At 71.3% G+C, this 11,882-nt stretch carries 12 protein-coding genes; 8 read left to right on the forward strand and 4 right to left on the reverse strand.

Annotation, left to right across the window (positions count from 1 at the left end; translation table 11 throughout):
• Window positions 1-48 precede the first annotated feature (48 nt).
• The 3 genes from shc to hpnA form a co-directional block, all read right to left on the reverse strand.
• Window positions 49-2,052: a squalene--hopene cyclase gene (gene shc, locus JTN19_RS13805; RefSeq protein ID WP_456315800.1), complete on the reverse strand. Its 2,004-nt coding sequence runs from the start codon at window positions 2,050-2,052 to the stop codon at window positions 49-51.
• A gap of 97 nt (window positions 2,053-2,149) precedes the next feature.
• Entirely contained in the window at window positions 2,150-3,271 is a 1,122-nt protein-coding gene (locus JTN19_RS13810; RefSeq protein WP_206933826.1) for a glycosyltransferase, read from the reverse strand.
• A complete protein-coding gene (gene hpnA, locus JTN19_RS13815) occupies window positions 3,268-4,260 on the reverse strand; it encodes a hopanoid-associated sugar epimerase (RefSeq protein ID WP_206933828.1) in 993 nt (330 codons plus the stop codon). The genes JTN19_RS13810 and hpnA overlap by 4 nt, the downstream gene beginning before the upstream one ends.
• A 62-nt stretch (window positions 4,261-4,322) precedes the next feature.
• Between hpnA and JTN19_RS13820 the strand changes: the two genes are divergently transcribed.
• Window positions 4,323-4,913 (forward strand): ABC transporter substrate-binding protein, encoded by a 591-nt coding sequence (locus JTN19_RS13820; protein WP_206933830.1) that lies wholly within the window; start codon window positions 4,323-4,325, stop codon window positions 4,911-4,913.
• A 39-nt stretch (window positions 4,914-4,952) separates the two neighbouring features.
• Here the strand turns inward: JTN19_RS13820 and JTN19_RS13825 are convergent, their stop codons facing one another.
• Window positions 4,953-5,678 carry an MlaA family lipoprotein gene (locus JTN19_RS13825; protein WP_206933832.1) on the reverse strand — a complete coding sequence of 242 codons (726 nt, stop codon included), beginning with the start codon at window positions 5,676-5,678 and terminating at the stop codon, window positions 4,953-4,955.
• Window positions 5,679-5,729: 51 nt separating this feature from the next.
• Between JTN19_RS13825 and hpnI the strand changes: the two genes are divergently transcribed.
• Genes hpnI through folB form a run of 7 tightly spaced genes read left to right on the forward strand, consistent with a single transcriptional unit; the run spans window position 5,730 to window position 11,787 of the window.
• Window positions 5,730-6,884, forward strand: coding sequence for a bacteriohopanetetrol glucosamine biosynthesis glycosyltransferase HpnI (gene hpnI / locus JTN19_RS13830; RefSeq protein WP_206933833.1), 1,155 nt, complete (start codon window positions 5,730-5,732; stop codon window positions 6,882-6,884).
• A 1-nt stretch (window position 6,885) separates the two neighbouring features.
• Window positions 6,886-8,319 (forward strand): hopanoid biosynthesis associated radical SAM protein HpnJ, encoded by a 1,434-nt coding sequence (gene hpnJ / locus JTN19_RS13835; protein ID WP_206933836.1) that lies wholly within the window; start codon window positions 6,886-6,888, stop codon window positions 8,317-8,319.
• A gap of 58 nt (window positions 8,320-8,377) precedes the next feature.
• Complete coding sequence (locus JTN19_RS13840) at window positions 8,378-8,710, forward strand: hypothetical protein (protein ID WP_206933838.1); 333 nt, start codon at window positions 8,378-8,380, stop codon at window positions 8,708-8,710.
• A gap of 13 nt (window positions 8,711-8,723) precedes the next feature.
• A complete protein-coding gene (hpnK, locus tag JTN19_RS13845) occupies window positions 8,724-9,581 on the forward strand; it encodes a hopanoid biosynthesis-associated protein HpnK (RefSeq protein ID WP_206933840.1) in 858 nt (285 codons plus the stop codon).
• Window positions 9,578-10,546, forward strand: coding sequence for a lysylphosphatidylglycerol synthase domain-containing protein (locus tag JTN19_RS13850; protein ID WP_206933842.1), 969 nt, complete (start codon window positions 9,578-9,580; stop codon window positions 10,544-10,546). The genes hpnK and JTN19_RS13850 overlap by 4 nt, the downstream gene beginning before the upstream one ends.
• 40 nt (window positions 10,547-10,586) lie before the next feature.
• Window positions 10,587-11,372: an SDR family oxidoreductase gene (locus tag JTN19_RS13855; protein ID WP_206933844.1), complete on the forward strand. Its 786-nt coding sequence runs from the start codon at window positions 10,587-10,589 to the stop codon at window positions 11,370-11,372.
• Window positions 11,373-11,403: 31 nt separating this feature from the next.
• On the forward strand, window positions 11,404-11,787 hold the full coding sequence (folB, locus tag JTN19_RS13860; protein ID WP_206933846.1) for a dihydroneopterin aldolase: 384 nt from the start codon (window positions 11,404-11,406) through the stop codon (window positions 11,785-11,787).
• Window positions 11,788-11,882: the final 95 nt, after the last annotated feature.

Genomic DNA, 11,882 nt, shown 5'->3' on the forward strand with positions numbered 1-11,882 from the left:
CGGGAACTGTGTGCCGGGAGGAGGGGGCCGGCAAGCGCGCGCTTGGCCCTACAGGCCGAAGGCGACGCGCTTGGTGTTGCTGGCGCGCAAATTCCGCAGCCGCGCCAGCGCCCACAGAGGAAAAATGCGCCGGTAGCCGTGATAGCGCAGGTAGAAGACGCGCGGGAAACCGGTGCCGGTGTAGTCGTCCTCCGGCCAGTCGCCATCTTCCGTCTGGTGTTCCATCAGCCATTCGGCGGCGCGCTGCACGGCGGGGTGCCCGGCCTCGCCGGCCGCCATCAGCGCCAGCATGCCCCAGGCCGTCTGGCTGGCGGAGGAGGGGGCGGCCTCGCGCGCATCGGGGCGGGTGCCGCCGCGGGCGGGGTAGGACATGCCGTCCTCGCCCCAGCCGCCATCCTCGTTCTGCCGCTCCAGCAGCCAGCCGACCGCGCGGCGCATGGCGGGGTGGCTGTGGGGCAGGCCGGCCGCGTTCAGCGCCGTCAGCGCCGACCAAGTGCCATAGACGTAGTTCACGCCCCAGCGGCCATACCAGGAGCCATCGGCCTCCTGCTCGCGCAGCAGGTATTCGATGGCGGATTTGGCGGCGGCCTCATCGCCCCGGCCGAGCTGCGCCATCATGGCGAGGCAGCGGCCCGAAACATCCACCGTGGGCGGGTCCAGCAGCGCGCCGTGGTCGGCGAAGGGGATGTGGTTCAGGTAGTGGAAGGTGTTGTCGGCGTCGAAGGCGCCCCAGCCACCCCCACGCGACTGCATGCCCACCGTCCAGTCGGTGGCGCGCTGGATGGCGCCGTCCATCTCGGCATCGGCCGTCCCCGTCACGCCGCGCCAGCGGTCCATCGCCAGCACGACCACGGCGGTGTCGTCCACGTCGGGGTAATGGGCGTTGGCGTATTGGAAGGCCCAGCCGCCCGGCTTGAGGTGCGGGCGCTGCCAGGCCCAGTCGCCCCGCACGTCGCGGATTTCGCGGCCCACCAGCCAGCGCAGCCCCTGGCCGGCGGCCCGCACCTGCGCCTCGCCGCCCGCTTCGAGCAAAGCGTGGGAGACGAGCGCCGTGTCCCAGATGGGGGAGAGGCAGGGCTGGACATAGGTCTCGTCCTCCCTGTCCTCGACCAGCTTCTCGACGGCCGACCAGGCGGTGACCACGCGCGGGTCATCCGCGGGCACGCCCAGGCAGTGATACATCAGGATGGCATTGGCCATGGCGGGGTAGATGGCGCCCAACCCGTCCTCGCCATTCAGCCGTTCGGTGACGAAGCGTTCGCAGGCGGCCTCGGCGCGGCTGCGGTGGCTGCTGGGGAAGATTTTTCGTGCGCGGTGCAGGGCGCCGTCCAGGCCCTTGAACAGGCTGGACCAGGGCTCGGCCTGGTGGGCGCCGCCGGGCCATTCGCGCACCTGCTCGGGCGGGGTGCGGAAGAGTTCGTTGATGGTGACGCCGCGCGGGTTGGCGGCCTGGGGGCGGCGTTCCATCACCACGGTCAGCGGCACCAGCACGGTGCGCGCCCAATAGCTGATCTTGCTGATGTGGAAGGGGAACCAGCGCGGCAGCAGCATGATCTCGGGCGGCATCACCGGCACGGCCCGCCAGGGCACGATGCCATAGAGCGCGAGCGAGGAGCGGGTGAAGACGTTGCTGCGCTCGGCCCCGCCGGCGGCCAGGATGGCGTCGCGCGCCTTGACCATGTGCGGCGCGTCCGCCGCGTCGCCGATCAGGCGCAGGGCGAGATAGGCCTTGACCGAGCACGAGATGTCGAGCGGCCCGCCATGGAAGAGCGGCCAGCCGCCGCCCGTGTTGCCGGCCTGTTCGGCCTGGACGCGGCGGAGGTAGCGGCCGATGCGCGCCTCGCGCTCGGGTTCGATCTGGCCGAAGAAATGCTTCAGCATCAGGTATTCGGCCGGAATGGTGGCATCCGCCTCCAGCTCGAAGACCCAATGGCCATCGGGGCGCTGGCGGGCGAGGAGATGCGCGGCCGCGCTCTCCACCGCGTGGTCGAGGGCGGAAGGGTCGCTATGCTGGGGAAGGGCCGGGCCGATGGGTTGCCGCAGGACGTTCAAACCAGGAATTCCTCGAAGAATGCCGCACCTTGTGTCAACCAAGGTGCATAAGACGGAAAGGGCTGATTCCGGAAGGGTGTGGCCGGGAAGTTGCGAATTACTTGCGCGATAGGGATTCGCCTTTCCACAACCCGCCACGGCCCTGCCACTCGGCCCGCGCGGAATCCAGGGTGAACAGCAGATAGGCCGCCGCCACCAGCGGTAGCGCGAAGCCCCGCCAGGCCGAGAGCCCGTAGAAGCGCAGCATGGGCGCATAGGCCACCACCATGGCCGCCCAGGCGAAGGCGCCGAGCCAGCCCGCGGGGCCGGGCGCCAGCAGCGCGAGCAAAGGCGGGGCCAGGAAGACCAGCGCCAGCGCCGCCACCATGCCCAGCAGCAGCAGGGGGTTGTAGCGAAGCTGGGCGTAGGCGGTGCGGGCCACCATCGCGCGGATCTCGGCCACGCCTGGGTATGCGCGCAGCGACACGACGCGGCCGGTCAGCCCCACCCAGGTGGCGCGGCCCGGCCCCTTCACCAGGCCCGCCAGCGCGCAATCGTCAATGATGCGGTCATGGATGGGGGCGAGGCCGCCCACCGCCTCGAAATCCCGCCGGCGCAGCAGCACGCAGCCGCCGGCCGCGGCGGCGGTGCGAGCGCGGGGGTCGTTCGACCAGGCGAAGGGGTAGAGCATCATGAAGAAGAAGACGAAGGCCGGGATCAGCCAGCGCTCGGCCCGGCTCTGGCAGCGCAGCCGCGCCATGAGCGAGACGAGCGCGTAATTCCCCGCGCAGGCCCGCTGCACCAGGCGGCGCAGGCTGTCGGGCGTGTGGGCGATGTCGGCGTCGGTCAGCAGGATATGGGTGTGGCTGCCGGGGGCGAGCGCCTCCAGCCCCTGGCGCAGCGCGTTCAGCTTGCCCGACCAGCCGGGGGGGCGGGTGCCGCCCGTGACCACTTGCGCCCCGGCCGCGCGGGCGATCTCGCCCGTGCCGTCCGTGCTGCGGTCATCCACCACGGCGATGGTGAAGCGGCCCGGGTAGTCCTGGGCGCGCAGGGCCGCCACCACCTGGCCGATGGTCTCGGCCTCGTTCCGGGCGGGGATGAGGATGGCGACCTCGGGCCATTCGGCGGGGTCGGGCAGGGTGTCGGCGTCCTCGTCCGTCACGTCGGCGCGCCAGAAGAAGCCGCGGCCGAGCAGCAGCACCAGCCAGGCGATGGCCGCGGCGGCGGCAATCCAGATCATCGCAGCATGCCCTCCGCCCGGAACCAGGCGATGGCGTCCCGCACCCCCTCCTGCCAGGGGCGGGCCTGGTGGCCCAGCACGCGGGCGGCCTTGTCGGAGGAGAAGAACATGGTCTGCGCCGCCATCCGGAGCCCGTCGCGCGTCAGCATCGGCTCCTTCCTGGTGAAGCGCGCAATGGCCTCCGACACATGCGCCATCGGCACCAGGGGGGCGCGGGGCAGGCGGAAGGGCGGGCGGTGGCCGCATTCGGCGGCGATGAAGCCCAGCATCTCGGCCAGGGTCACGTCCTGGCCGCCCAATATGTGCCGCTCGCCGGGGGTGCCATGGTCCAGCGCGGCCACCACCCCCGCCGCGCAATCCTCGACATGCACGAGGTTCAGCCCGGTCTCGACATAGGCGGGCATCTTGCCCCGTGCGGCCTCCAGGATGACGCGGCCCGTGGGGGTGGGCCGGCTGTCGCGCGGGCCGATGGGCGTCGAGGGGTTCACGATGACGGCGGGCAGGGCGTGGGTGCGGACCATCTCCTCCACCAGCCGTTCCGCCGCCGTTTTGCTCTGCTTGTAGGGGCCGATGGCCTCTTCCGGGGCGGCCGCGTCCGCCTCGGTCGCCACGCCGCCCTTGCGGGGCTTGAGCGTCGCCACGGAGGAGACATGGACGATGCGCGGCACCCCCGCCTCCAGCGCGGTGGCCATCACATGCCCGGTGCCGCCCACGTTCACCTCGAACATGCGCGCCGGGTCGGGCACGAAGATGCGGTAATCGGCCGCGGCATGGATCACGGCGCCCACGCCCGCCATGGCGTAGCGCAGGCTCTGCGCGTCGGTCAGGTCGCCCAGGGCCACCTCGACCGGCAGCCCGTCCAGCGTGTGGCGGACGGAATGGGGCCGCACGAAGGCTCGCACCGCATGGCCCCGGGCCAGCAGCACCCGCGCCAGGGAGGCGCCCAGGAAGCCGTTGGCGCCGGTCAGCAGGATGGTCGTGGGGGGCATGGCGCGGTTCTGCCGGGTTCGGGGGCCATGGTCCAGCGGGCATCCGGCGCTATATTGCGGGCATGACACGTCGCCAGCTTCTCCTTGCCCTGCCAGCCCTGGCCCCCCTGCCGGCACTGGCCCAGTCCGATCCGGCCCAGGTCATCGAAGGCTTCCACGCCACGCTGATCAACCTGATGCGCCAGGCCCGCCAGCTTGGCGTGCGGGGGCGCTACGCCCAGCTCGAACCCGTGATGGGCCGCGTCTTCGACTTGCCGGCCATGACGCGCATCGCCGTCGGCCCGCCCTGGACCGGCTTCTCCCCGGAAGACCAGGCGGCACTCACCACCGCCTTCACCCGCTGGTCCATCGCCACCTACGCCAACCGCTTCGACGGCTATTCCGGTGAAACCTTCCAGACCCTCGGCAGCCAGGCCGTGACCAACGGCACCCTGGTCCGCACCCAGCTCAACCGCACCGGGGGGGAGGGGCCCGTGCTGCTCTCCTACCTGCTGCGCGGCAACCCGCCGCGCGTGGTGGACATCTACCTGACCGGGACCATCAGCGAATTGGCCTCGCGCCGCGCGGAGTTCACGAGCCTGATCCGCGAGGGCGGCGCCGGCCGCGTGACGCGCGAGCTGGAGGCGCGCACGGACCGGCTGCTGCGGGCCTGAGGGGTCCGGAAAGGACAGCGTCCTCCCCGGGGCCGCCCCTCACCCCCCGGGGTCGTCCAGGGTCATCAGCCCTTCGCCGCCCTCGGTCGTGCGGCCGAGCTGGGCGTCGCGGCGCTGCTGCATGATGGAGCGCAGGCGGGCGTAGTAGTCGAGGCTGTCCGCGCGCAGGGCGTCGAGGTTCTCGATGTTCTCGGCGCGGAGATCTATGCCCTGGATGACGCCGCGGCCGATGCCCACGCCGGTGGCGGCGGTGCGGGGCACGGCATACCCGATGGCGTAGCCCACCGGGTCAATGAACGAATCGACCCCGCCGCCGATGGCGTCCCGCACGTTGGAGGGGCCGAGCAGGGGCAGCATGAGGAAGGGCCCGTCGCCAAACCCGGCCGCGTAGAGGGTCTGCCCGAAATCGCCCAGGCGCTGCGGGTGGCCGGCGGGGGTGGCCACGTCCATCACGCCCAGCACGCCCACCGTGGTGTTCATCGAGAAGCGCAGCAGGGTGGTGCCGGCATCGGCCAGGCGGAACTGCAGCATGTTGTTGATGAAGACGACCGGTTCCTGAAGGTTGTTCAGGGCGTTGCGGATGCTCCGCCGCGCGGGTTCCGGCACCGTGGCCCGCCAGGATTCGGCGGCGGGCCGGATGATGCCGGCATCCATCGCGTCGTTGAATTCGAAGATGTGGCGGTTGATGCGCTCGAAGGGGTCGCGATTGTCCGCGGTGGCGCAGGCGCCGAGCAGGAGGCATGTCGAAAGGGCAAGGGCGCGCATCACTTCCCCACTCTATCGCAGCCCGCGCGGCTGTGCGATGGGGCAAGGGCGATGAACCTTGCGGCGATGATCCTGGGGCTTCTGGCGGTGGCGGGCCTGGTGCAGGCGCTGGCCGCGCGACGGGCCTTGGGCCGCATGTTCGGCCGCGTGCCGCCGGCGGGGCCGGCCCTGCCGGCCAGCGTGCTGAAGCCGCTGCACGGGAACGAGCCCGGGCTGGAATTCCATCTTTCCCAAGCTTTGGCGCAGCAACATGCGGCGCCATACGAAGTGCTCTTCGCCGTGGCCAACCCCGCCGACCCCGCCCGCGCGGTGGCCGAGGCCGCCATGGCGCGCAGCGCCACGCCGTCGCGCCTGCTGGCCGGCGGCGAGGTGCTGGGCGCCAACCGCAAGGTGAGCCAGCAGGTCCACATGGCCCGCGTGGCGAAATACCCCGTGCTGGTGGCGGCCGATTCCGACATGGCGTGCCCGCCCCATTGGCTTACGACGGTGACGGCGCCGCTTTCGGACCCGGAGGTGGGCCTCGTCACCTGCCTCTATGCCGGGCTGCCGGCCGATGACGGGCCGTGGTCGGAACTGGCCGCGCTTTCCATCAACTGGCACTTCCTGCCCAATGCGGCCCTGGGCGAGAGCCTGGGCGCGGCGAATGGCGCCTATGGCGCGACGCTGGCTTTGCGGGCCGACACGCTGGCGCGCATCGGCGGCTATGAACGCCTGCTGCCCCTTCTGGCGGATGACCATGCGCTGGGCGAGGCGGTGCGCGAACTGGGGCTGAAGGTGGTGGTGCCGCCCATCCTGCCCGGCCATGTGATGCACGAGCCGAGCTTCCAGGCCCTCTGGGCGCATGAGTTGCGCTGGGCGCGGACCACGCGGCTGGTGCACCCCTGGGGGCATGTGGGGCTTGTCTTCACCCACCCGCTGCCCTTCGCACTGGGGGCCCTGGCGCTGGCCCCGGGGGCCTGGACGCTGGCGCTGCTGGGGGCCGTGCTGCTGGCGCGCGGGGCGCTGGCGCGGCGGGCGGATGTGCTGACGGGGCGGCCCCGCTGGCGCCGCATGCTGTGGCTCCCTATTCGGGACTTGCTTTCCTTCGCGGTCTGGGCCACGGCTCTCCACAAGGGCCGCGTCACCTGGCAGGGGAGGCGCTTCACCCTCGGCGCCGGCGGACGCATGGCCGAGGCGCCCGAACCCACCCGAGAGGCCGTTTCCTGAGATGATGCGCACCCTGTTCCTCCAGGCTCCCTCCTTCGACGGGTTCGACGGCGGCGCCGGCGCCCGCTACCAGGCGCGGCGCGAGATCAAGAGCTACTGGTTCCCCACCTGGCTGGCGCAGCCGGCGGCCCTGGTGCCCGGCTCCAAGCTGGTGGACGCGCCGCCGCACAACCAGACGCTGGCCGATGTCACCAACATGGCCCGCGACTTCGACCTGTGCGTGATGCACACCTCCACCCCCTCCTTCGCGTCGGACGTGAAGGTGGCGGAGGCACTGAAGGCCGCGAACCCCGCGATGAAGATCGGGCTGATCGGCGCCAAGGTGGCGGTGCAGGCGCATGAGAGCCTGCGCGACGCGCCCGTGGTGGACTGGGTGGCCCGCAACGAATTCGACTTCACGGTGAAGGAGGCCGCCGAGGGGCGGGACCTGTCCTCCATCAAGGGGCTCAGCTTCCGCAACAGCGAGGGCGTGATCGTCCACAATGACGACCGGCCGATGCTGGAGAACATGGACGACCTGCCCTTCGTGAGCGAGGTCTACAAGCGCGACCTCGACCACAAGAAGTACTTCATCGGCTATCTGAAGCACCCCTACATCAGCTTCTACACGGGCCGCGGCTGCAAGAGCCGCTGCACCTTCTGCCTCTGGCCGCAGACCGTGGGCGGGCACCGCTACCGCACGCGCAGCGTGGGCCATGTGCTGGAGGAGATCGCCTTCATCAAGCAGGCCTACCCTGACGTGAAGGAGATCTTCTTCGACGACGACACCTTCACCGACAACCTGCCCCGCGCGGAGGAGATCGCGCGCGGCCTGGGCCGGATGGGGGTCACGTGGTCCTGCAATGCCAAGGCCAATGTGCCGCGCGACAGCCTGAAGATCATGCGCGACAATGGTCTGCGGCTGCTGCTGGTGGGCTATGAGAGCGGCAACCAGCAGATCCTCCACAACATCAAGAAGGGCATGCGGATCGAGGTCGCGAAGCAGTTCACCAAGGACTGCCACGAGCTCGGCATCGCCATCCATGGCACCTTCATCCTGGGCCTGCCCGGGGAGACGAAGGAGACGATCGAGGAGACGATCCGCTTCGCCATCGAGACCAACCCGCACACCCTGCAGGTGAGCCTGGCCGCGCCCTATCCCGGCACCTTCCTGTATGAGCAGGCGGCGCGCGAAGGTTGGCTGGACACGGCGAACACCGACTACGTGGACGCGCATGGCGTGCAGATCGCCCCGCTGGCCTATGAGCATCTGAGCCACACGGAAATCTTCAACAGCGTCGAGACCTTCTACAGGCGCTTCTATTTCCGCGCGCCCAAGATCGCCTCCATCTGCGGCGAGATGATCCGGGACCGGCAGATGCTGGTGCGGCGCCTGCGCGAGGGCGTGGAGTTCTTCGGCTTTCTGCGCGAGCGGGCGAAGGCGCGGGCGGCGTGACGCGCCCGATCGCGGAGCGGTGCGAAGCGCCGCGCAGCGTGAATCGGCCGCGCAAGCGATGATTCTGGCGGTCGTCACCTTCAAGCTGCCGGCGTCCACCACCCGTGAGGACGCCGCCGCCATGTTCCGGCAGACGGCCCCCCTCTACGCCAAGCTGCCCGGGCTGGTCCGCAAGCAGTATCTCTACCGCGCGCTGGAAACCCATGTGGAGGCGGGCGGCGCCTACACCTGGGACACCCGCGCGGCGGCCGAATCCGGGCATGGCGCCGAGTGGCTGGCCCGCGTCACCGCCAAGTATGGCGCCCCGCCCGAGGTGCGCTTCTTCGACACCCCCGTCTCGGTGGACAACACCGGGGCCTCGGCCGTGATTGCCGAACACGCCCCCGCCTGACACAAGCAGGCGCATGACGCGCCGCATCATTTTCAACGCCGACGACCTCGGCCTGCATGCCGCCGTGAACGAGGGCATCGAGCGCGCCCATCGCGAGGGCGTGCTGACCGCGGCCAGCCTCATGGTGGGGGAGCCGGGCTTCGAGGAAGGTGTTCGCATCGCCCGCGCCAATCCGGGCCTCGCGGTCGGGCTGCATGTCACGCTGACCGATGGCCGCCCCGTGCTGCCGCCGGCGCAAATCCCGAGCCTGACGCAGGCCAATGGCCTCTTCCGCGACGACATGGAGAGGCTCGGCGCGCGCATCGCCACCTCCCGCGCCGCCCAGGCGGAGCTGGCGGCGGAGGTGGCGGCGCAGATGGCCCGCTTCCGCGAGACGGGCCTCGTTTGCGACCACGTCAACGCCCACAAGCATTTCCACAACCACCCCTGGATCGCGGGGGCCATGATCCGCGCGGCGGCGGAAGCGGGGGTGCGCGCCATCCGCGTGCCCTGGGAACCCCAGCGCCTGGTCCGCGCCGCCGAGGCCGTGAGCGGCGAGGGCAGGGGCGATGATGTGGGCGAATGGGCGCTGCGCCCGGCCGGCCGCGTGCTGCGTTGGCGCGCGGCCCGGCGCGGCCTGCGCGCGCCCGATGTCATGGTGGGCCATTCCTGGTCCGGCCATTTCACCCCGGCCCGGCTGCGTGCCGTGCTGCCCCTGCTGCCGGAGGGGGTGGCCGAACTCTACTTCCACCCCGCCGCGCGCGATGGCTTCGGCCGCGGCGGCCCAGGCTATCGGCACGAGGCGGAGCTGGCGGCGCTGACCGACCCGGCCGTGATCGAAGCCGTGGCGGGCCTGCCGCGCGGCGGCTACACGCCGATGCTGTTCCCGTGAACCGGATCGGGCTTGTCCTGGCCCTGCTGGGCCTGGTGGTGGGCGTGTGGCTCATCGCCATGCAGGATCTCGACGCGCTGGCCGGGCTTTTCGCCACGGCGGGCCTGGGGCTGCTGCTGCTGCTGCCGGCGCATCTGCCCTTCATGGCGGCCAATGCCTGGGCCTGGGCGATGCTGATGCCGCGCTACCAGCGGCCCAATGCCGTGGCCATGATGGAGCTCATCTGGATCCGCGAGAGCATCAACACCCTGCTGCCGGTGGGCCGGGTGGGCGGCGAACTCGCCTGCTACCGGCTGATGCGGCGGCAGGGGGTGGGCTCGGGCGCCGCGGCGGGGGGGCTGCTGATGGACATGGGCCTCTCCGTCCTGTCGCAGATGGCCTTCGCGCTGCTGGGCCTCGCTTTGCTGCTGGCCAGCGGGCAGGAGGTGGGGCTGGCCGTCATCCTGGGCGTGACCCTGGGGGGCATCGTGCTGGCGGCCCCCTTCATCGCCATCCAGAACGCGCGGGTGTTCGGGCGGGTCTCGGCCTGGCTGAACCGCATCACGGCGGGGAAGATCGAGGGGCTGGCCGAGGAGAGCCGCCGCATTGACGCCTTCCTCCGCCGCGCCTGGCGGCTGCCGAAGCTGCTGCTGTGGTGTTTCGCCTGGCAGCTTTTCGCCAACATCCTGGGCGCGCTGCAGATCTGGGTGGCGCTGTGGCTGATGGGCATGCCCATCACCTTCCTGGAGGCCGTCATCATCGAGGCGCTGGTCCAGGCCGTCGTCGCCTTCGGCTTCGCCGTGCCGGGCGGCCTGGGCGTGCTGGAGGCGGGCTTCATCGGTGTGGGCGCGCTGATGGGGCTGGACGCCACCACCAGCGTGGCGCTCGCCCTGATGCGCCGTTTCCGCGAGGTGGTGCTGTACCTGCCCGGCCTCGCCGCCTGGGCCTGGGTGGAGCGAAGACCCCCGGTTGCGCGCCCGGCCTGACGCCCCACTTGAGCGCGGCCATGACAGCCAAGGAGCTTCCGTGACCGGCTTTCCCATCACCCCCGCCATTCCCCGCCATGCCCTCGTCACCGGGGGGGCGAAGCGGCTGGGCGCGGCCATGGCGCGGGCGCTGGCGGGCGCGGGCTTCGACGTGACGCTGCACGCGAACCAGTCCCGGGCCGAGGCCGAGGCGCTGGCGGATGAGATTCGCGCCATGGGCCGCCTCGCCCATGTGCTCCAGGCCGACCTGGCGCGCGAGGCCGAGGTGGCGCAGCTGGCGCCGGACGCCACGGCGGCACTCGGGCCGCTCGGCGTGCTGGTGAACAATGCCAGCGTCTTCGAGCGCGACGAATGGGAGGACGCCACCCGCGAAAGCTGGGACGCGCATCTGGAGCCGAACCTGCGCGCCCCCTTCAAGCTCACCCAGGATTTCGCCCGCCAGCTTCCCGCCGGGGCGGAGGGCGTGGTGGTGAACATGCTGGACCAGCGCGTGCTGTCGCTGACGCCGCATTTCGTCTCCTACACCGTCTCCAAGGCCGGGCTCTGGGCGCTGACGCAGCAGATGGCACTCGCCCTGGCGCCCCGAATCCGGGTGGCGGCCATCGGGCCGGGGCCGGCGCTGCCCAGCCCCCGCCAGAGCCAGGCGCAGTTCGACCGGCAATGCGCCTCCGTGCCCCTGCGCCGGGGCACCAGCCCGGAGGAGGTGGGGCACGCTTTGCTCGCCATCCTGGCCATGCCGAGCTTCACGGGGCAGGTGATGTGCCTAGATGGCGGCCAGCATCTGCAATGGGCGCCGGTGGGTCCGGCCGCGGCCCCGGAGGAATGACCGGCGGCGCGTCCCGTGCTAAGCGGCGCCGATGCCTGAGAACATTTCGCCGCGCCTGCGCCGCGTCTTCATCCGCGGCCTGGAATTGCAGGCGCGGCTCGGCGTCCATGCCCATGAGAAGGTGGGGCCGCAGCGGATCGTGGTGCATGTCGAACTCGACGTGCGGGATGACGGGCCGGATGTGGGCGCCGATGACCTGGCGCGTGTCGTGGACTATGAGCAGGTGGTGATCGCCGCCCGCCAGGCGGTCACGGGCGGGCATGTGCTGCTGGTGGAGACGCTGGCCGAGCAGATGGCCGCGCTGGCGCTGCGCGATGCGCGGGTGCTGCGCGCCCGGGTTTCCATCGAGAAGCCGGACGCCTTCTCGGACGTGGCGGCGGTGGGCGTGACGGTGGAGCGCGCCCGCGCCGGCTGATGCGCTACCTTCGCGTGCGCGGTCGGGGTGGGGTTGACCGCTCCGGGAGGCCAGAGGAAGGGCCAAGTCAATCCCCAAAATGGCGCCAAAATGGG

It is taken from the genome of Roseococcus thiosulfatophilus, from assembly GCF_017311575.1.
Taxonomy (GTDB): domain Bacteria; phylum Pseudomonadota; class Alphaproteobacteria; order Acetobacterales; family Acetobacteraceae; genus Roseococcus; species Roseococcus thiosulfatophilus.